Source organism: Halomonas sp. HP20-15 (assembly GCF_033446685.1).
Classification (GTDB): Bacteria; Pseudomonadota; Gammaproteobacteria; order Pseudomonadales; family Halomonadaceae; genus Modicisalibacter.
On the sequence record NZ_JAWQLY010000019.1, the window covers coordinates 22519 to 43746 of the forward strand.

Annotated in this window: 17 protein-coding genes; 7 read left to right on the top strand and 10 right to left on the bottom strand. The window is 61.7% G+C overall.

Annotated elements, in window-relative coordinates:
- Nucleotides 1-151: 151 nt before the first annotated feature.
- The 7 genes from R6258_RS17890 to R6258_RS17920 form a co-directional block, all read right to left on the bottom strand.
- Nucleotides 152-1654: a CoA-acylating methylmalonate-semialdehyde dehydrogenase gene (locus R6258_RS17890; RefSeq protein ID WP_318453186.1), complete on the bottom strand. Its 1503-nt coding sequence runs from the start codon at nt 1652-1654 to the stop codon at nt 152-154.
- Nucleotides 1655-1676: 22 nt separating this feature from the next.
- Nucleotides 1677-2576 carry a myo-inosose-2 dehydratase gene (gene iolE, locus R6258_RS17895; protein ID WP_318453188.1) on the bottom strand — a complete coding sequence of 300 codons (900 nt, stop codon included), beginning with the start codon at nt 2574-2576 and terminating at the stop codon, nt 1677-1679.
- 49 nt (nt 2577-2625) lie between these two features.
- Entirely contained in the window at nt 2626-4476 is a 1851-nt protein-coding gene (gene iolD, locus R6258_RS17900; RefSeq protein ID WP_318453190.1) for a 3D-(3,5/4)-trihydroxycyclohexane-1,2-dione acylhydrolase (decyclizing), read from the bottom strand.
- Nucleotides 4473-6413, bottom strand: coding sequence for a bifunctional 5-dehydro-2-deoxygluconokinase/5-dehydro-2-deoxyphosphogluconate aldolase (locus R6258_RS17905; protein ID WP_318453192.1), 1941 nt, complete (start codon nt 6411-6413; stop codon nt 4473-4475). The genes iolD and R6258_RS17905 overlap by 4 nt, the downstream gene beginning before the upstream one ends.
- A 314-nt stretch (nt 6414-6727) precedes the next feature.
- On the bottom strand, nt 6728-7738 hold the full coding sequence (locus R6258_RS17910) for a Gfo/Idh/MocA family oxidoreductase (protein WP_318453194.1): 1011 nt from the start codon (nt 7736-7738) through the stop codon (nt 6728-6730).
- 12 nt (nt 7739-7750) lie between these two features.
- Nucleotides 7751-8653: a sugar phosphate isomerase/epimerase gene (locus R6258_RS17915; RefSeq protein ID WP_318453197.1), complete on the bottom strand. Its 903-nt coding sequence runs from the start codon at nt 8651-8653 to the stop codon at nt 7751-7753.
- 43 nt (nt 8654-8696) lie between these two features.
- Entirely contained in the window at nt 8697-9524 is an 828-nt protein-coding gene (locus R6258_RS17920) for a TIM barrel protein (RefSeq protein ID WP_318453199.1), read from the bottom strand.
- A gap of 453 nt (nt 9525-9977) precedes the next feature.
- Between R6258_RS17920 and R6258_RS17925 the strand changes: the two genes are divergently transcribed.
- From R6258_RS17925 to R6258_RS17950, 6 genes are all read left to right on the top strand, one after another.
- Nucleotides 9978-10838 (top strand): MurR/RpiR family transcriptional regulator, encoded by an 861-nt coding sequence (locus tag R6258_RS17925; protein ID WP_318453217.1) that lies wholly within the window; start codon nt 9978-9980, stop codon nt 10836-10838.
- 57 nt (nt 10839-10895) lie between these two features.
- Nucleotides 10896-11702, top strand: coding sequence for a 5-deoxy-glucuronate isomerase (iolB, locus tag R6258_RS17930; protein ID WP_318453200.1), 807 nt, complete (start codon nt 10896-10898; stop codon nt 11700-11702).
- A gap of 283 nt (nt 11703-11985) precedes the next feature.
- Nucleotides 11986-12900 (top strand): sugar ABC transporter substrate-binding protein, encoded by a 915-nt coding sequence (locus R6258_RS17935; RefSeq protein ID WP_318453202.1) that lies wholly within the window; start codon nt 11986-11988, stop codon nt 12898-12900.
- A gap of 62 nt (nt 12901-12962) precedes the next feature.
- Entirely contained in the window at nt 12963-14504 is a 1542-nt protein-coding gene (locus R6258_RS17940; RefSeq protein ID WP_318453204.1) for a sugar ABC transporter ATP-binding protein, read from the top strand.
- Between the two features lie 45 nt (nt 14505-14549).
- Entirely contained in the window at nt 14550-15578 is a 1029-nt protein-coding gene (locus R6258_RS17945) for an ABC transporter permease (protein ID WP_318453206.1), read from the top strand.
- Between the two features lie 78 nt (nt 15579-15656).
- On the top strand, nt 15657-15734 hold the full coding sequence (locus tag R6258_RS17950) for an extensin family protein (RefSeq protein WP_318453218.1): 78 nt from the start codon (nt 15657-15659) through the stop codon (nt 15732-15734).
- Nucleotides 15735-15741: 7 nt separating this feature from the next.
- Here the strand turns inward: R6258_RS17950 and aguA are convergent, their stop codons facing one another.
- The 3 genes from aguA to R6258_RS17965 form a co-directional block, all read right to left on the bottom strand.
- Complete coding sequence (gene aguA, locus R6258_RS17955) at nt 15742-16875, bottom strand: agmatine deiminase (protein ID WP_318453208.1); 1134 nt, start codon at nt 16873-16875, stop codon at nt 15742-15744.
- 7 nt (nt 16876-16882) lie between these two features.
- Nucleotides 16883-18229 carry a Na+/H+ antiporter NhaC family protein gene (locus R6258_RS17960; protein ID WP_318453210.1) on the bottom strand — a complete coding sequence of 449 codons (1347 nt, stop codon included), beginning with the start codon at nt 18227-18229 and terminating at the stop codon, nt 16883-16885.
- 65 nt (nt 18230-18294) lie between these two features.
- The gene (locus R6258_RS17965) at nt 18295-19716 is read right to left on the bottom strand and encodes an aminotransferase (RefSeq protein WP_318453212.1); all 1422 of its coding nucleotides are present in this window, start codon (nt 19714-19716) and stop codon (nt 18295-18297) included.
- Nucleotides 19717-19876: 160 nt separating this feature from the next.
- Between R6258_RS17965 and R6258_RS17970 the strand changes: the two genes are divergently transcribed.
- The gene (locus R6258_RS17970; protein ID WP_318453213.1) at nt 19877-21127 is read left to right on the top strand and encodes a M20 family metallo-hydrolase; all 1251 of its coding nucleotides are present in this window, start codon (nt 19877-19879) and stop codon (nt 21125-21127) included.
- Nucleotides 21128-21228: the final 101 nt, after the last annotated feature.

The following is a 21228-nucleotide window of genomic DNA, read 5'->3' on the forward strand; positions in this document are numbered from 1 at the left end:
TCTCCTGGGTAAAAGCGCTGCATAAATCGCCGAGCGAAGCAGGGCGCCAGGAGCACGGCGCGCAAAAACCACAGCATAGTGGGACTCTGTGAGGGTTTTGAGCACCGTGCGACAACGCGACCTGCCCGCGTAGGCATTTAGGCTGTGTTTTTTAGTGGGTAGGCATCGTAAAGTGGTTCGTCTCTTCCCGAATGCCGCTCGGCCAACGCTGGGTGATGGTCTTCATGCGAGTGTTGAAGCGTACCCCATCGGGGCCGTGCATGTGCAGCGGGCCGAACAACGAACGCTTCCAGCCGCCGAAGCTGTGGAAGGCCATGGGTACCGGGATCGGCACGTTGACACCGACCATGCCTACTTGGATCTGCTCGCAATACTGGCGTGCCGCGTCGCCGTCGCGGGTGAAGATTGTCGTGCCGTTACCGAACTCATGGGCGTTGATCATGGACACGGCTTCATCGAAGCTTGCGGCACGAGCGATGGCCAGCACCGGCCCGAAGATCTCCTCGGAATGGATGCGCATGCCTGGCTTGACGTGGTCGAACAGCGTGCCACCGATGAAGTAGCCATTATCGGCGCCATCGACGGCAGTTTCCCGGCCGTCGACGACCAGTTCCGCACCTTCCTCGACACCGGTAGCGATATAGCTCTTGACCTTTTCCAAATGATCGCCGGTGATCAGCGGACCCATGTCGTTGTCGGGACCGTCGACCAGACTGGGGCCGACACGCAGGGTCTCAAGCTTCTCGACCAGCTTTTCGCGCAGTCGATTGGCGGTCTCCTCGCCGACAGGCACGGCTACCGAGATGGCCATGCAGCGCTCGCCCGCCGAACCGTAGGCTGCCCCCATCAGGGCGTCCACGGCTTGGTCTAGGTCGGCATCGGGCATGATCACCATATGGTTCTTGGCGCCGCCCAGCGCCTGGACACGCTTGCCATGGCTCGAGGCAGTGGCATAGATGTATTCGGCGATCGGGGTGGAACCGACGAAGCTGACCGCCTGCACACGCTCGTCACTGAGCAGTACGTCGACGGCTTCCTTGTCGCCATTGACCACGTTGAATACGCCGTCGGGCAGGCCCGCTTCGGTCAACAGTTCGGCGAGACGCAGCGGCGTGGAGGGATCCTTCTCGGAAGGCTTCATGACGAAGGTATTGCCGCAGGCCAGGGCGATGGGGAACATCCACATCGGCACCATCGCCGGGAAGTTGAACGGTGAGATGCCTGCGCATACGCCCAACGGCTGCATCATCGAGTAACTGTCCACGCCGGTACCGACGTTCATGGAGTGTTCGCCCTTCTGCAGATGCGGGATGCCGCAGGCGAATTCCACAACCTCCAGCCCTCGGGTCAATTCGCCCTTGGCATCGGAGAACACCTTGCCATGCTCGCTGGAAATCAGGCGCGCAATCTCGTCGGCATGCGCTTCCACCAAGGCCTTGAACTTGAACAGAATGCGCGAGCGCTTGAGGGCAGACATCTTCGACCATTTGGCAAATGCCTGCTCGGCGCTGGCAATGGCCTCGCGGGTTTCGTCAGCCGAGGCCAGCGCGACCTGTGCGCTCTGCTCGCCGGTAGCGGGATTATAGACCGGAGTGAAGCGCTCGCTATGGCCAGGCACGGTCGTGCCGTTGAGGTAGTGATGGATCTGATTCATGAGAGAGCCCTTTGACTTGTGGTTACTTTTCGACAGTGAAGCCCGCCTGCTCGGCCAGCGAACGTAGATTCTGATAGCCCATGCGCGCATAGGTCAGTGGATGAGCGACCTGTGGGTCCTGTTCAGCCTCGACGACCAGCCAGCCCTCATAGCCCGCTTCGCTGAGGTGCTGGAGAGTGGGCAGAAACTCGACGTTACCGTCGCCGGGAACGGTAAACAGGCCATCGAGCACTCCGTTGAGAAAGCTCTTGTCGCGATTGCGCACGTCCTCGAGAACCGGGAAGCGAATATCCTTGCAGTGCACATGCTTGATACGCGAGGTGTAGCGCTTGGCGATAGCCAGCGGATCGCCGCCGGCGCCCACCAGATGGCCCAGATCGAGTAGCAGGCCCACCGAGTCGCGGGTGTCGTCCATCAGGCGTTCCACATCAGCCTGGCTCTCCACCACTGTGCCGAGGTGATGGTGGTAGGCCATGTGCACACCCTGCTTCTTGAGGTAGTCGCCGACGATGTTCAGCCCTTCTGTGAGGCGCTGCCATTCGGCCTCGCTGAGGTGTGGTCGCTGCGACAGCGGTTGCGACTGGTTGCCGTGCACGCAATGAGCGACTTCGCAGAACACCATGACTTTGGCGCCGCATTCCTTGAGCAGCGTCAGGTGATCCTGCACGGCCTCGATCTCCTCCTCGGGGCTGCGCTCCAGTAATTGGCTGGAATACCAGCCGGACACCAGTGACAGGTCGTGCTCGTCGAGGGCCTTCGACAGGGCCACGGGCGTGCGCGGAAACTTGTGTCCCAGTTCGAAGCCGCTGAAGCCGGCCTCGCGGCCCTCGGACAGGCAGGTCTCCAGCGGTGTATCGCCGCCCAGGCTGGGCAGGTCGTCGTTGGTCCAGGTCAGGGGGTTGATACCCAGTCTTACGCTCATGGCGAACTCCCGAAAGTGGCTGTTGTTAATAATGTCTTGATGAGAGCCGTTACTGATTCGTCCATTGACGTGCCTTGTAGGACTCGTAGCGACGACGGGCTTCCTCGACCTCGGCGCGCTCGGAAATCTCTGGCACCGCCACGTCCCACCACGAACCGCCGTCCTCGGTATCGACCAGCGGGTCGGTATCCAGGGTGATCACGTAGCTGATGCTCGATGCCTTGGCACGTTCCAGCGCCGCTTCCAGTTCGCCGATGTTGCCGACCTTCTCGGAACGTGCCCCCAACGCTGCGGCGTGGGCGGCGAAATCGGTCTTGGGCGCGCCGCCCTCGGCGGTGAGGCAATCGTCGAGCAGGTTGTTGAAGCCGGGTCCGCCGCAGAATTGCTGCAGGCGATGGATACAGCCGTAGCCGCGGTTGTCGAGCACCACGGCGACGATCTTGTGGCCGAGCATCACCGAGGTGGCGATTTCGGAGTTGAGCATCAGGTAGGAGCCGTCGCCGACCATCACGAAGACTTCCGAGTCGGGCTTGGCCATCTTGGTGCCCAAACCGCCGGCCAGCTCGTAGCCCATGCACGAATAGCCGTATTCCATGTGATAGCCGCGCGCGTAGCGGGTACGCCAAAGCTTCTGCAGCTCGCCGGGCAGGCCGCCAGCGGCGCACACCACGATATCGCGCTCACCGGCGGCGCGATTGACGGCGCCCACCACCTCAGCATCGGTAGGCAAGGTGGTCCCGCGGTCCGTGGTTGCGATATCGACCGCCTTGTTCCAGTCGTTACGCAGCTTGGCGGCCTGTTCGATCCACTCGCCGTCGGGTTGCCAGCCGGCCAGGCCGTTGGCCAGTTCAGGCAGGGTTAGAAGGGCGTCGCCGACCAAGGGCTGGGCCTTGTGCTTGACGGCATCGAACGAGGCGACGTTGAGACACAATAGCCTGGCTTCGGGGTTGATCATGGCCCGCGAGCCGGAGGCGAAGTCGCCCAGCCGGGTCCCCACGGCAATGATCAGGTCGGCCTCGGCAGCCAGGGTGTTGGTGGAAGCAGCCCCGGTAACGCCGATGGTGCCCATGTTCTGCTCATGATCCCAGGGCAGGGCACCCTTGCCGGCCTGGGTTTCGCCCACCGGTAGGTGGTAGGTGGACACCAGTGCATCGAGCGCCTCGCGAGCCTCGGCGTAGTGCACGCCACCACCGGCGATCACCAGCGGCCGTTTGGCCTGCTTGATCAGCTCGATGGCGCGGGCCAGCTCACCACGGTCGGCGTTCTGACGGCGCGGGCGATGGATCTTCTCGGCGAAGAAGTGGCTTGGGTAGTCGTAGGCCATGGTCTGCACGTCCTGCGGCATGGCCAGGGTGACCGGACCGCACTCGACGGGGTCGGTCAGCACGCGGATTGCCTGGGGCAGCGAGGTGAGCAACTGCTCGGGACGAGTGATGCGATCGAAGAAACGACTGACCGGCTTGAAGCAATCGTTGGTGGTCAGGGTGTGGTCGTGAAAGTTCTCGATCTGTTGCAGCACCGGATCCGGCATGCGCGTGGCGAAGGTATCACCGGGCAGGAACAGCACCGGCAAACGGTTGACGTGGGCCACTGCGGCGGCGGTGACCATGTTGGTCGAACCAGGGCCGGCCGAGGCGGTACAGGCCATCATCTGGCGCCGGTCGAGTGTCTTGGTGTAGGCGATGGCGGCATGGGCCATGCCCTGCTCGTTGTGAGCGCGGTAGGTCGGCAACTGGTCGCGGGCGTGATAGAGCGCCTCGCCCAGCCCGGCGACGTTGCCGTGGCCGAAGATCGCCCAGCACCCGGCAAACAGCGGCTTGATCTCGCCATCGATCTCGACTTTCTGTGCCGTCAGGTAGCGAACGACGGCCTGGGCCATTGTCAGACGAACGGTATTCATGACAGGACTTCCTCTGCGTTGGGCTGGGCGGTACGCAGCCGCTGCCATTCCTCGATCAGCTCGGCGTAGTTGCCGGCGACCCGCTCGATCAGCTGCGCATCGTCGATTTCACCGGCCAGCCACTCGCGGCTGGGGGCGGCGAACAGGGTGCGGCCGACAGTAAAGCCCTTGCATTGACCGTGGCGTGCGGCGACGGCGAAGCCGCGTTTCATCTCCGCCATGGGGGCATCGAGGCCTAGCAGCACCACGCCGCGGCAGTGCGGGTCCTGATCGCCGATGGCCTGGCTGACCGCTTCCCAGGCGGCATCGGACATCGACGGCAGCTTCCACCAGTCAGGGCGGATGCCCAGGTTGTAGAGACGCGTAAGCGAGCGGGCCAAAGTCCGGTCGTCGACCTCGGCCTGGTGGGGCGGAATCACCTCGATCAGCAGCTCCAGGTTATTGGTACAGGCCGCCTGGTAGAGCTGGCGCAACCGGGCTTCCTGCTCGAGACGCAGTGCCAGTTCATCATCCGGATGATAGAACACCAGGCACTTGATGATGTGCTCGCTTGGCCAATGGCGGAATTCGCTTCCCAGGTCGTCGCCATGCTGAAAGCTCAGCGGTCGCGAGCCGGGCAGCTCGACCGGCCGGCCGATCCACCAATGCTTGCCACTGGCGTCGTTGAGGGCATCCTGGCCGAACACGTCATCGACCAGAATGGCCGGGTTCTCCAGACCGGTACGTCGCGCGCCTTCCTCGGCGGCCTTCACCAGCAGCTGCTTGAGTGTGGGAATGCGTGCCGGGTCGGCCTTCACCTCGCGCGCCATGTCGGTTAGCTGGCGGCGGTGATCGAAGGCCAGTCCGCACACCTGCGGCCAATCGGCGGGTACACGGGTGGTCACCCGATGCAGGTGATTGAGGCGCTTGTCCTGATCGGGGCGTTTCACCGCGGTGCGGCGGCTCAGGTAGTCGAATAGCTCTTCCTCGGTGGGCATGGCCGGTGCGCAGCCATGGCGCGATACGACCAGTGCACCGCAGGCGTTGGCGTAGGTGGCGCTGGTTTCCCAACTCTCGCCCTTGAGCCAGCCTCGGAGTAAGCCGCTCATGAAGGCGTCGCCGGCGCCGAGCACATTGAGAACTTCGACCTTGACCCCCTCGACCAGGATGCCGTCCTCGATACGTTCGGGAATGTCGCCTTCGAAGACCACGCAGCCCAGCGCGCCGAGCTTGCAGACCAGCGTGGCGTCACTGATCTTGCGGACGTTACGCAGCGACTCGAGGGTATCGATGCTGCCGCCGGCGATGTGGAACTCCTCCTCGGTGCCCACGATCAGGTCGAAATCGCCAAGCCAGTGCTGAAGATGCTGGGTGACCTGATCATCGGCAATGAAACGCGTCTCGCCATCGCCGGGATTGGTGAGTCCCCAAAGTACCGGGCGATAGTCGATATCCAGGACCCGTTTCACGGCATGTCGTGCCGCCGCGTCGAGTGACTTGCGACAGGCGTTTTGAGTGGTCTGGGTGGAAAGGTGAGTGCCGGTAATGGCCAGCGCTTGAGCCTGGGCAATGAAGTCGGGGTCGATGGCCTCGGCGTCGATGGCCATGTCGGCGCAGTCGCGCCGGTAGAATAGCAGGGGAAAGCTAGCGCGATCCTTCAGAGCCAGGAGCACCAGTCCGGTATGCCGCTCGGGGTCGGTCTGAAGTGCACTGGTATCCACGCCAGCACGTCCGAGCTCTTCGCGTACGAAGTTGCCCATCTGTTCGTTGCCGACGCGTGACAGCATGGCCGATTTGAGTCCCAGACGAGCGGTGCCGTAGGCCATATTGCCGGAACTACCGCCCAGATATTTGGCGAAGCTGGAAACGTCTTCCAGGCGGCTGCCGATCTGTTCGGAGTAGAGGTCAACGGCGACTCTGCCCAGGCAAATCAGGTCCAATGACTTGGTATTGTTCATAGCGTTTTCCTACGTTAGACCGCCACCACATGCCTGCTCGAACGTGTCTAGTGTCAGGCACTGCCGGCCAGTGGAGGTGTAGTCACGTCAGCGTTTGGTTAATGGAAATATAGAATTTAAATTTCAATATTTCAATGAATAGAATAAAAGTTCCTTTTCGCTTCGAGCGTCACCCACGAGCCGCTAAACGGCCTGTCACAATCTGCGTGGCAGTAGGTGTCGGGGAGTCGAGTAGAGGCATGTTTGAGCATGCCTGCCTCGCTCCGACCCGCCTTGCGATCAGCAAGACGGGCCGCTATTGCTCCCGGTCCGGGTCAGGCGTAGAAGGCGGGTCGCTCGGGCATGTCGATCTTTTCGATCTGCCCGCTTTCCTGCGCCTTGACGCAGGCGTCGCTGGCAATGGCCGCGGCATAGCCATCCCAGGACGATGGACCGCTGACCGTGCCGCTGGCGGCCCCGTCGATGAAGGCTTGCAACTCGACATCGAAGGCCTCGCCGAAGCGTTTCTTCCAGTCCTGAAGGATCTCGTTGCTGCGTTGCCCGGCTTGACGGTAGGTCAGGCTCTGCGGTTCCGGCAGGTGCGCGATTCCTTCCTCACCGACCACGTCGCACTGAATGTCATAGCCGTACTGGCAGTTGACGAAGACCTCGACGTCGATGCGTACGCCCTGGGTCGTCTCTAGCAGTACGATCTGGGGGTCCTCGACCTTGCCGTGAGCGTGCCGGGTCTTGCGCGGAAAGATAACTTGAGCGGTGGCATAGTCGTCGTTGAGCAGCCAGCGGAAGGTATCCAGTTCGTGGATCAGAGTGTCGTGGATCGCCATCGGCGTGACATAGCGTTCGGGCACCGTGGGGTTGCGGTGGGCCGCATGAATCATCAGCGGCTCACCGAGGCGGTTGGCGTCGATGGCTTCCTTCATGAGCTGATAGCCACTGTCGTAGCGACGCATGAAGCCGACCTGAACCCGACGTTTACCGGCCTCGATCTCGGCATCGATGATGTCGCGACAGCCTTGTGCGGTCGTGGCCAGCGGCTTTTCGCAGAAAACGTATTTGCCTGCCTGGATCGCGGCGAGGACATACTCTTCGTGAGTCGGCCCCCAGGACGTCACCATGACGGCGTCGACGTGTTCAGCTTGGATCAACTCCAGGCCGCTGTCATAGACCTTGGCGTCCAGGCCGAGGCGGTCGACGACCGCGCATGCCTGATCGGCATTGACGTCGCTGACGGCAACGATGCGTCCGCCGGTAAGAGATTGGGTGATGCGCCGCGCATGCTCTTCGCCGATCATGCCGGTGCCAATGATGCCAATACTGACAGTCATGATGATTCCTCGTTATTTCCAGTATTTGTCGACGTAGCGCTGGATTTCCTCACGCATGAAGCGGGAGGACTGCTCGGCACGTTCTTCCCAGGCGAAGACGCAGGCGGTCATGATGCCGTCGAAGCCGACGTCAGCGAGTGTCTTGAAGAACAGCTCCCAGTTCACTTCGCCTTCACCGATGTTGAGATGCTGGTGAACGCGAGCGGTGGAGCCCGGCGGATTGATGATGTAGCGCAGTCCTGAGGAGGCCTTGTGGTTGAAGGTGTCGGCGATATGCACATGGGCCAGCACCGGTGCGCAGTCGCGGATCATCTGTTCCATGTCGTCACCGAAGTGGAAGGTATGCGGCGCGCAATAGAGGAACTTGACGTTGTTCGAGTTGACCGTTCGGATCATATCCACGGCCGGGTGCAACGTTTCGACGAAGTCGTCGGGGTGGGGCTCGATATTGAGCTGGATGCCTTCACGCTCGAAGATCGGCACCAGTTCTTCCATGGATCGCCACCAGGATGCCTCGCTGGACTCGGTGGTCGCCCCGCCCTGGCAGCAGTTGGAGCAGCTACCCCGTTCCGGGTGCGGACCGCGCCCCATTTCGGAGTTCATGGTGTCGACGCCCAATTCCACGGCGATCTCGATGGCCTTTTTCCAGTATTTTACCGCCGCCTGACGCTCGTCCTCGTGCGGGCTGGCCCAGCGGTACATGGGCAGCAGCGAAGAGAGCTGCACGCCGTGGTCCTTGAGCGACTTCTTGAAGGCATTCAGGCGCTCGGGGTAGACCCGGGGATGCACAAACCAGTCGAGGAAATCGGCACGTGGCGATAGTTCGATGTGCTCGTAGCCCAACTCGGCCGCCAGACGCGGCAGCTCGTTGAGCGGGACATGGCGGTGCATGAACGGATCCAGGGCGATTTTCATGCGGAGCTCCTCAAAATCGGTAGTTATTCGTTGATGTCGTGGCCTAGGCGGTCAGCTTGTGGCGAATCTCGTCCATGCTTCCCTGAATGGCAGTGAATGGGTCGTCCAGGTTGCAGACCGCTGGTGCAAAGGGCTCGAAGGAAATGTACCGGTCATAGCCCGCCGACAGCAGTTGCTGTACTTGACCGATGCTATCCAGACGATCGTTAGGGCCAACCAGCAGACGGTGCTCATCGAGCATGGTCTCGAAGTCGACCGATTGGTCCTCGACGCCGGAGACGTGTACCAGGCCGGTATGCTCGGGGAAGAGCGCCTGCTCTCCGGCGCCGGCATGGTGGAAGGTGTCATGAACCAGACTGAAACGATGCGACAGCTCGAGCTCGCGGATCGCGTCGACGGCGGCCTGCTTGCTACGCAGAGAGGATATCGAGAACCCCAGCGGCTCGACGAAGCCCTGCAGGTCGTAGCGGCCAAGAATACGATCCAACGCTGTCAGTGCTTCCTTGAGGCCGGCCTGTTTTTCAGGTTCGGAAGCGTTGTGGTTGGCGTCGACCAAGGGACACAGGACCAGACCGCGACCACCACACGCATCGACCAGTTGGGCCATGTTCTCGGCCTGCGCGGCGCGTTCGTCGTTCCAGATATTGAATGGATAAAGGGCATTGATGCTCAGAATATCGATGCCATGCTCTCGTGCCAGGCGACCGGCCTCCCGGGCCTGGTCGAGTGTCTTGATGCTGTTGTCGCCGACGTCGTTGCGCAACTCGATCGCGCTCAGGCCCAATTGGGTAGCGCCGTCGATCAGCTCTCTCACGCTCAGGCGCGGACAGATCATGTGGTTCAAGGCAAAACGTGGAGCTTGTTGAGACATGGTGCTTCTCTCTTGACTGGCGAGCTAAGACGCAGGCTCCGGCCATGCCGGCGCGGAACCGTTCGATTGGAATGAGGCTAGAATAAGCATTCCATCAAATCAATATTTGGAAAATTCGATCTCGGGTGTGCATGCTTGTTCTGACTGGTTAATAAAAACCGTTTTAAAACAGTCATATATATAAATTTTTACTGCCTTGGGAAACGGCCTTCGGGAATAACTCGGCATGGCTCTGCGACCAAAGATGTAGGAGAGGACTGAAATTAAGTGGGGAAGGCCCACGGGTGCGAACGCTCGACCCTATTAGGGTGAGTGCTGCGCAGGAGCGGCATTCATGCATCTGGGGGCTGGTGTATTCTATACTTTGGTATGTATGGAATTTTTGTTCCATTTCGCCTAGGCTGTCATCCAGCAGGCCATGCCCGGCGCATCGAACTCGGAGAACAGGCTTCAATGAATCAGTTACCACAAGACTTTGCCGAACTCGAAGCGCGCATCACTGCCGAGTACGCGACCTTGAGCCGGCGTTTGCAGCAGACGGCGCGCTTTTTGCTCGATCATCCCCAGGAAGTGGCCTTTGCCACGGTTGCCAAGCTGGCCGAACGCGCCGGTGTAACACCTTCGACATTGATCCGCTTTGCCAACAGCTTCGGCTTCAAGGGCTTCTCGGACATGCAGCAGCTATTCCGGACCCGGTTGGTCGACGAATTGCCCAACTACGCCGAGAGGATCCGTGCGGTGCGCACGGCGACTGGCGAAACCCCCGACAGCACCCAGCTTCTCTGGGAATTCTCCGAGGCCAACCGCGAGGTGCTCGAGGCATTGCCCAGCCGTATCGATCCGCACGAACTCGAACGGGCCCTGGATGTGCTCGAGCGCGCGGAGATCGTCCATGTACTGGGTGCACGGCGCAGCTTCGTGGTGGCCAGCTACTTCGCTTATGCCCTGCATCACATCGACAAACGGGCTTTCCTGATCGATGGCCTGGGTGGCATGCATGGCGAGCAGACGAAGGCTATCGGGAGCCGGGATGCCATGCTTGTGGTGAGTTACTCGCCATACGCCCAGGAAACGCGGGATGCCGCAGCCGAGGCCAAGGAGCGAGGGATTCCCATGGTGGTAATCACCGATTCCAGCCTTAGCCCTTTGGCGCGACTGGCCGATGTCAGCCTGGTGGTGCATGAAGCGGAAGTAAAAAGCTTTCGTGGCCTGACGGCATCGCTATGCTTGGCGCAAACTCTCGCGATTGCCCTGGGGGTGCGTCAGGACAAGGCGAATGAGCCTACCCAGGATGAGCCGCAGGCCAAAGGATGAACAGCAACGTTCAATGACCAAGTAACGCTCTGATCGAATGATAGGAGGGCAGCGCTAATGACTTCGCTTCTGGTACGCCCCCAGCAGCCCGACGACCAAGGTAAGATACTTGAGGTAACGCCGGAATCGGCAGGTTGGGAGCATGTCGGTTTTCGGGTACACAAGCTCGAGAAGGGGCAGAGTTTCGAGGCCGATACCGGGGGGCGAGAACACTGTCTGGTCCTGCTCTCTGGCAAGGCCAGCGTCACCAGCGGTAGCCATCGCTGGGAAAATATTGGCGAGCGCATGGATATCTTCGAGAAGATTCCACCCTATTCTGTCTATCTACCCGATGGCGTGAGCTTCAGCGTCGAGGCGCTGACCGACCTTGAGGTAGCGGTATGCAGTGCGCCAGGAAATGGCAATCATGAGGCGCGGTTGATCGGGCCAGATGACGTCAAGCGGGCGACACGAGGCACGGGCAGCAATACCCGTCACATTCAGGATATTCTGCCGGAAACCGAACCAGCAGACAGCTTGCTTGTCGTCGAGGTTTACACCCCCGCCGGCAACTGGTCGAGCTACCCGCCCCATAAGCATGATGTCGACAATCTACCGTACGAGTCGCTCCTCGAAGAGACCTATTATCACCGTCTGAATCCGTCACAGGGGTTCGCATTTCAGCGTGTCTATACCGATGACCGCTCCTTGAATGAAACCATGGCGGTGGAAAATGGTAACTGTGTCATGGTCCCGCGCGGCTACCATCCTGCCGGTGTTCCCCATGGTTATGAACTGTATTACTTGAATGTCATGGCTGGGCCGAAGCGAGAGTGGAAATTCCAGAATGACCCCGATCATGAATGGATCGTAAAACAGCAATGACTACATAAGACTGAATCGGCCTAACTCGATCGACTCTACCCAACGTATTGAATGGTGCCTATTTCCCCGCTTCGGCGGGGTTTTTGTGAGTGAGGTATCAATTTTTTGGAATAAAAATTTCATATATACCAAAGTATAGAATTTTTACTTTGAAAAATTTCAAAATAGAATCTAAATTCTAACAAGCGCGTCTTGCTCTGGACCAGTCGCGTATGACCAACAGGCCCGCCGTGTTGGTCACGACTTTGAACAAACAAAACAAGATCATTACAGGAGTGCCACCATGAAACGCCTACTGCTTGGATTCGCCCTATCTATCGCCTGCTCAACGTCCGCCATGGCCGCGAATATTGGCGTATCGGTAGCTTGGTTCGATGACAATTTCCTGACCACGATGCGTAATGCCATGCAGGAGGAAGCCGATTCGCAAGGGCATGATATCCAGTTCCTCGATGCCCAGGGCGACATCGGTCGCCAACTGAGCCAGGTACAAAGCCTCGCGGCACAAGGGGTCGATGCCATCATCATCAACCCGGTCGATACGGCGGCGACGCAGATGATGACAGCGGCGGCTATCACATCTGGTATTCCGCTGGTCTATGTAAACCGTCAACCCGAAGGCAAGGATCTCGAGAGAGAAGGGGTTGTCTTTGTGGGTTCCGACCAGAAGTTGGCCGGGAAACTGCAAATGGAAGAACTGGCCAAGCAGCTTGGGGGCAAGGGAAATGTGGCCATCATGCTGGGTGAACTGGCCTCGGGCGCGACCCACAAGCGCACCGAAGGCGTCGAGGAAGTGGCCGCCAATTATCCCGACATCAAGATCATCGAAAGACAACCGGCGGACTATCAACGCACCAAGGCTATCAACCTGATGAACAATTGGATCGTGGGCGGCCAGGACATCGATGCCATCGCGGCGAATAACGATGAGATGGCCTTGGGGGCCCTGATCGCGATGCAGCAGTCAGGCATCGCCGCGGATTCCATTCTGGTCGGCGGTATCGATGCGACACGCGATGCGCTTGAGGCCATGCAGCGTGGGGGGCTCGACGTCACCGTGTTCCAGGACGCCCAAGGCCAGGGCGGCGGGGCGGTCAAGGCGGCTACCCGTATGATCAATGGTGAACAGGTAGACAAGATCACCATGGTGCCCTTCCAACTGGTAACCAAGGAAAACCTCGACGATTTCCTCAACTGATAACACTGGGCCTGGTGAGTTGTCGCCAGGCCAGGATGATGAGCGAATAGAGGGTTTTGGCTATGGCTACTCAGACCACATCAATATTGGATACTCGGACTTCCCCGCGTTTCCTGCTCGAAGTCGTCAATGCTCGCAAGACCTTTCCCGGTGTCGTTGCCTTGGATAATGTTCAACTGCGTATCCGCCCTGGAACGGTACATGCCCTGATGGGTGAGAACGGCGCCGGCAAGTCGACGTTGATGAAGATTATTGCCGGCGTTTACATCCCCGATGAAGGCGAGGTGCGTCTACATGGGCAAAAGCTACTGCTGAACGGCCCGCTGGATGCCTTGGAAGCCGGTATCGCCATGATCCATCAGGAGCTCAACTTGATGCCGTTCATGACGGTTGCCGAGAATATATGGATTCGACGCGAACCGCTGAATGCCTTGGGTTTCGTCAACCATGGGATTCTGGCAAGCAAGACCCAGACATTGTTCGATCGCCTGGGTATCGCCTTGGATCCCGAGATGGAAGTGCGACACCTGTCGATCGCCGGGCGCCAGATGGTCGAGATTGCCAAGGCTGTCTCCTACGAGTCTGAAGTGCTGATCATGGATGAGCCGACATCGGCGCTGACCGGACGTGAAGTCGAGCACCTATTCCGCATCATCAATGACCTGCGTGCCCAAGGAAAGGGCATTATCTACATCACCCACAAGATGGATGAGGTGTTCGAGATTGCCGATGATATCTCGGTATTTCGCGATGGCCAGTTCATTCATGAAGCCCCGGCCAGTGAGCTGGACTCAAACGAGATCATCCGCTTGATGGTCGGCCGAGAAGTGACCCAATTATTCCCCAAGGAAACGGTGCCGATCGGTGACGTCGTCCTTTCGGTAAGGCAACTGGGACTTGAAGGGGTCTTCGAGGATGTCAGCTTCGACGTGCACGCCGGAGAGATCCTGGGTATCGCCGGCCTGGTGGGCTCGGGGCGGACCAATGTGGCTGAAACGCTGTTTGGAGTGACGCCCGCCACGGCCGGAACCATTGCCATTGATGGTGAAACCACCATCATCAAGTCACCTCACCAGGCCATGCTCCGGGGCCTGGCCCTGTTGACCGAGGATCGCAAGGAAACCGGCCTGTTCCTGAGTCTCTCCGTACTGGAAAACATGGAGATAGCCGTGCTACGTGACGGCTATACCCATGGCAGTTTCGTGGCCCAGGGCCAGCTCGACCAGCAGTGCGAACACATGAAACAGGCGCTGCACGTCAAGACACCCGACCTGGAAGAGCGAATCGGCAATCTTTCCGGTGGCAATCAGCAAAAAGTCCTCATCGGACGTTGGTTGATGACCAACCCCCGTATTCTGATCCTCGACGAGCCCACGCGTGGCATCGATGTCGGTGCCAAGGCCGAGATTCATCGGCTGATTTCCAAGCTCGCCGGCGAGGGGGTCGCGGTCATTATGATCTCTTCCGAGTTGCCCGAAGTCCTCGGTATGAGCGATCGCATCATGGTCATGCACCAGGGGCAGGTCACCGGCTTTCTCGATCGTGGTGACGCCAATCAGGTCAGCGTCATGGAACTTGCTTCCACCCCGGCAGCCCATGCCTGAGGTCTGCGTGGCTCTGGCCACGCATAGCGACAAAGGACGAACAACATGACTACTGCAACTGACAACAACCAGCAAGCGGCGGCCGCCCCCAAGCTGCGCAAGAAAAAAGTACCGACCGAAGTCAGCATCCTGGCTGTACTGATCGGAATCGCATTGCTTTTCGAGCTGGTCGGCTGGATCGTGCGTGGCGACTCGTTCCTGATGAATCCGCAGCGCTTGCTGATCATGATCCTGCAGATGTCGATCATTGGCATCATCGCCATCGGCGTCACCCAGGTCATCATCACCGGCGGCATCGATCTGTCGTCGGGGTCGGTATTGGCGTTGACCGCCATGGTGACGGCCAGTCTCGCCCAGTCCTCCGATTACGCTCGGGCCGTCTACCCTGCGCTGACCGACATGCCCTGGGTCGTACCGCTAGTGGCAGGATTGCTGGTGGGAGCCTTGGCGGGAATAATCAATGGTTCGCTGATTGCCTTCGCGATGATACCGCCTTTCATCGCGACGCTGGGGATGATGGTTACCGCTCGCGGTTTCGCGCGTGCCTACACGGAAGGACAACCGGTCAGCATGCTGACCGAGGATTTCACCTGGATCGGCTCCGGCGCCAACCCTGTGATCATCTTCCTCGGTGTCGCTGCCATTTTCCACATTGCCCTGAAGTACACCCGCTACGGCAAGTACACCTATGCCATCGGCGCCAACCCGCAGGCTGCCCGCGTCTCGGGTATCAATGTACGCCGTCACCTGGTCATGGTTTATGCCATCGCTGGCCTGTTGGCCGGACTTGCCGGGGTCGTCGCTTCCGCCCGAGCCGGCACCGGCCAGGCGGGGATGGGCCTGATGTATGAACTCGATGCCATCGCTGCGGCAGTCATTGGCGGCACCAGCCTGGCGGGTGGCGTTGGGCGTGTTACCGGGACGGTCATAGGGGCCCTGATACTTGGCGTCATGCTCAGCGGCTTCACATTCCTGGGGGTAGATGCTTACTACCAGGATATCGTTAAGGGCGTCATCATCGTGACTGCCGTCATCGTCGATCAATATCGCCAGCGTAGGCGCAAGTTGTCCTGAAACTTGAATGCTCTCTCATGGAGCTGCCTCGCCTGGTGCGGGGCTTTTTTACGCCCATTTTTCTACCGCCATGGCACGGTGCTGGGGCCCGAATACAACGCCGCACACGCCAACCACTTCCATCTCGGCGTGCGCGGCATGAGCTTCTGTCGTTAAGGCTTGGCTATATGGTCTGCTTCGGCACGTCGCGGGCGGGCTGCTGCTGGGTGATGCAATGGATGTTGCCGCCACCGAGCAGGATCTCGCGGGCGTCGACGGCGATCACCCGGCGGCTGGGGAACAGGCCCTCGAGAATCGCCTGGGCCGCGTCGTCGTGGTCGGGGTCGAGCTTGGGCATCACCACCACCGAGTTGCCGATATAGAAGTTGACGTAGGAACCGGCCATGCGATCGCCGGGCTGGCGCGGGCGCGAACTGCTCAGCCGGTCGACGCCGCTGGCCTCGGCCTCGGCGATGGTCAACGGCCCGGGCATCGGCAGCTTGTGCACGGTGAGCCGTCGTCCCTTGGCGTCGCGGGCGGCCGCGAGGATCGCCAGCGCCTCGCGGGAGATGGCATGCTGCGGGTCGCTCTCGTCGTCGGTCCAGGTCAGCGCCACCTCGCCGGGGGCGACGAAGCAGCACAGGTTGTCGACGTGGCCGTCGGTCTCGTCGAGATAGCAGCCGCGCGGCAGCCAGATCACCCGGGTCACTCCCAGATAGTCGCCCAGCAGGCGCTCGAGCTCGGCCTTGGTGAAGTCCGGGTTGCGGTTGGGGTTGAGCAGGCACTCCTCGGTGGTGATCAGCGTGCCTTCACCGTCGACGTGGATCGCCCCGCCCTCGACCACCAGCGGGGCGATGAAACGCTCGGCGCCGAGCATCTCGGCGATCTTCAGACGGATACGACGATCCTTGTCCCACGGAAAATACAGACCGCCGTTGAGCCCGCCCCAGGCGTTGAATTCCCAGTCGACCATCGCCAGCCGGCCCTCGGGGTGGGTGAGAAAGGTCGGGCCGACGTCGCGCATCCAGGCGTCGTTGCTCGACAGCTCGACCACCCGGATGTGGGCCGGCAGTTGATGGCGGGCGTTCTCGTACTGATCGTCGTTGACGCCGACGAACACCGTCTCGCTCTCGGCGATCGCCCGGGCGACGGCAACGAACGCCGCCTGGGCCGGTTTGGCGCCGTAGCGCCAATTGTCGGGACGCTGGGGCCAGAGCATCCAGCAGGCCTCGTGCGCGGCGAACTCGGCGGGCATCGAAAAGCCCAGCTCGGCGGGCGTGGCGGAGCGACTCGCGGTCGTTGTGCATGTGTCGGTCATACGAACCTCAAAGATAGCCTGCCGCCAGGAATACCAGGGTTGCCAGGAAGGCGGCAATAAGCGCGTAGGGTAGCTGGGTCAGGGCATGGGCCATCGGCGTGCAACCGCTGCCCTGGGCCGAGAGCACGGTGGAGTCGCCGTAGAAGCAGGCGTGGCTGCCGAAGGCGCTGGCCGAGATCAGCGCGCCGATCACCAGTGGCATCTCCGCGTGGACGCTACTCGCCAGCGGCAGCACGATGGGCATCGCCACGGCGAACAGGCCCCAGAACGAGCCGGTGGCGAAGGCCAGAAAGGCCATGGTCACAAAGCACACCGCCGGCAGCAGTTGGGCGGTCATCAATGGCTGCAGGGTCTGGATCACGTATTGGGTCAACCCCAGGCCATCGTTGACCTCCTTGAGCGTGAAGCCCGCGACCAGCGTGCCCAGCGGCATCAGCATCGACTTGAAGCCATCGAGTGCGGTGTCAAAGGTGGCGTGAAAGCTCAGCAGGCGTTGGCCGAGGATCAGCACCAGGGTCACCGCCAGCGCCACGATCACCCCGCGCAGGATATCGATGTCGAAGTACCAGGTGAAGAAGATCAGGCTGGCGATGGGCAACAGAAAGTTGAGCAGATGCGGACGACGCTGGCCTTCGTCCTCGACCTCCAGCGCGTTCTCCTCGGCGCCGTCGGGCATCAGCTGACCGCCTGCGGCGCGCGCCTCGGCGGTCTTCATCGGGCCGATGGCGGGAATCCAGCCCAGCGCGACCATGGGCACCACCGCGGCGGCGATCCAGGCGTAGAACATGTAGGGGATCGATTCGATATACAGGCCCATGCCGTTGCCGGCGGCACCGTTGTCCTCGAGCAGGCCGGCGAAGAACACCGCCCAGGTCGAGAACGGCACCAGGATGCAAATCGGCGCGGCGGTGGAGTCGACGATATAGGCGAGCATCTCGCGCGAGACGCGGAAGCGGTCGGTGATCTTCTTCATCGAGGCGCTGATCGCCAGGGCGTTGAGGTAGTCGTCGACGAAGATCACCAGGCCCAGCACCCAGGTAGTGAGCAGGCCCTGACGACGGCCGTGGATGCGCCGGGTCATCATATCGCCGAAGGTCAGCACGCCGCCGGTGCGTACCAGCAGGGCGATCAGGCTGCCGAACAGTCCGCAGACCAGGATGATCCAGGTCACGGTATCGTTGCCGAGCACCGTGAGCAGCGTATCGGAGGCCTGGCTGACCACGCTCGTCGGGTCGAGCATCAGCATACCGACCAGCGCGCCGGTCATCAGCGACTCGATGGTGCGGCGGGTGACGATCGCCATGACCAGCACGATCAGCGTGGGAAACAGGCTCCAGAGTCCGTAAGTGTCCATGATTGGCTCGTTTTGTGGTTGTTGAGGAAAAGCGGGACATGCCGGGACGTGAGACCCGGCGAGGATTACAGGTAGCCGTCGGCCTTCAAGGTTTCAGTCGCGGCGCTCAACGCCGCGTCGAGGATCGCCACCACCTCGTCGACCACCTCGCGGGTCCAGATCAGCGGCGGCGAGACGATGTTCAGATGGCCCACCGGGCGGATGATCAGGCCGCGCTGCTGGGCCTCGAAGGCGATGCGGTCGCCGACCCGCGCCTCCACCGGGAATAGCGCCTTGGTGGTCTTATCGGCGACATTCTCGAGACACATCATGAAATGGCTGCCGCGCACGTCGCCCACCGTGGCGTGATGCGACAGCGATTCCAGGCGCTCCTCCAGGTAGGGGCCCACCGCACGGACATTCTCGCAGATCGCCTCGCGTTCGATGATCTCGATGTTCTTGAGCGCCGCCGCGCAGCTCACCGGATGGCCGGAGTAGGTGAAGCCGGTGCTCAGCACGCCGCCCGGTCCCTGCGGGGTGGACAGCACCGCGTAGAGTTCGTCGGAGATCAGCGTCGCGCCCAGCGGCGCGTAGCCGGACGACAGTCCCTTGGCGCAGTTGATGATGTCCGGCTGAGTGTCGAACAGCGCCTCGGAGGCGAAGAAGTGTCCCAGGCGACCGAAGCCGGTGACCACCTCGTCGGCGATATACAGGATGTCGTTGGCGCGACATACCGCCTGCATGCGCTTGTGATAGCCCTTCGGCGCGACCAGCACGCCCCCGGCGCCCATGATCGGCTCGGCGATGAAGGCGGCGATGTTATCGGCGCCGATCTCGGCGATGCTGGCCTCGAGCTCCTCGACCAACTGATCGCAGTACCCGGCCTCGCTCATCCCCTCCGGGCGGCGGTAGCAGTTGGCCTCGCTCAGGTGGGTGACCAGGTGATCGAGGGTGTCGAATCCCCAGTTGTTAGGGGCGATGCCGGTCAGCGTGGCGGCGAGATAGGTCGTGCCGTGATAGGCGTTGTTGCGCGACAGGATGCGCTTCTTCGCTGGCTTGCCGAGGCGATTGAAGTAGTAGTGCACCAGGCGGATGGTGGCGTCGTTGGCCGCCGAGCCGCCGCAGCTGTAGAAGACGTGATTGAGGTGCGCGGGCGCCAGGTCGGCGAGCTTGTCGGCGAGCAGCGTGGCCGGCACATTGGAAAGATTGTTGAAGGTCGAGAAGTAGGCCATGCGGGTGGCCTGCTCGGCCATTGCGGCACCGATCTCGGCCCGGCCGTGACCGACGTTGACGCACCACAGCCCGGCGATGCCGTCGATGAAACGGTTGCCGTGGGCGTCCTGCACGTGAATGCCGTCGCTGTCGGTGATCAGGTCGCAGCCCTGCTCACCGAACATGCTGAAGTCGGTGAACGGATGGACGAAGTGGTCCTTGTCCTTCTGCCATAGCTCGCGGGCGCTGTGACCGGCAAGGCGTGGGCGAGCGTTGTCGAGCGTCGGGTTGGTCATGACGATGGCCTCTTGTTGTCGTGCGGGCTGTGTCCAGCCGGGTCATGAGCGAGACTAGCCACTCCCCGGATGGCGGCGACATATCCCGATTGGGGTATGTCGCCGCCGGGGCGACTCGCCTATCGTCGGTTCGAGACCAGCGACAATTGCGGAGACCACGATGCACGTGACCATCGATGCCGAGCGGCTATGGGAGTCACTCATGGCCATGGCCGAGATCGGCCCGACCCAGCACGGCGGCAGTTGCCGCCTGGCCCTGACCGACGAGGACGCCGCCGGGCGGCGCCGGCTGATCGAGTGGTGCGAGGCGCTCGGCTGCACCTGGCGCGTCGACCGGGTCGGCAACCTGTTCATCCGGCGCGCCGGACGCCGCGACGATCTCGACCCGGTGGCCACCGGCAGTCACCTCGACACCCAGCCCAGGGGCGGTCGCTTCGACGGCGTCCTCGGTGTGCTGGCCGGGCTCGAGGTGTTCCGCACCCTGGATGAGCGGGGCATCGTCACCGAGCGGCCGCTGGAACTGGTGGTGTGGACCAACGAGGAGGGCAGCCGCTTCGCCCCGGCGATGGTCGCTTCCGGCACCTACGCCGGCGAGTTCAGCGTCGAGTCGACCCTGGCGCGCGAGGATCGTGACGGAGTGACTCTCGGCGCGGCGCTCGAGGCGAGCGGGTTCGCCGGCGGCATGGCGGTGGGGGAGCCGCGCCTCGACAGCTTCTTCGAGCTGCATATCGAGCAGGGCCCGGTGCTCGAGGCGGCGGGCGAGAGCATCGGCGTGGTCGCCGGCGTGCAGGGCATGCGCTGGTACGACGTCTCGCTCGACGGCCAGGCCGCCCATGCCGGGCCCACGCCGATGCGGCTGCGCCGCGACGCGCTGGCCGCCGCCGCGCGGCTGATCGATCGCCTGCAGAGTCATGCCCTGGGCGATGCCCGTGGCGACACCAAGGTCACCTTTGGTTGCCTCGACATCGTCCAGGGTTCACGCAACGTCATCCCCGGCGAGACTCGGCTAACCGTCGATCTGCGCCACGTCGACGAGACCGAGCTGGATGCTCTCGAACAGCGCTTCGAGCGCGAACTGGCCGCCTGCGGCGAAGTCTTCGGCGTGACCACCCGCTTCGAGCGGATCTGGAAATCGCCGGTGGTCCACTTCGATGCCGCCTGCGTCGAGGCCGTCGAGGCGGCGACCCGCACCCGCGGCTTCAGCTACCGGCGCCTGCTCAGCGGCGCCGGTCACGATTCGGTGTACGTCTCGCGCGTCGCGCCCACGGCGATGATCTTCGTGCCCTGCCGCGACGGCATCAGCCACAACGAGGCCGAGTACGCCAGCCCCGAGCACTGCGCCCGGGGGTGTCAGGTGCTGGCCGACACGCTGCTGGCCAGGGCCAACGGCTATGCCACCGAGGCTCTATAGGAGAGGAAGATGAACGACATGCAGCATGCCGACTGGCAGCGCCTCGCCGGCGAGCTGACCTTCGAAACCCGCGCGCTGATCGGCGATGCCTTCGTCGAGGC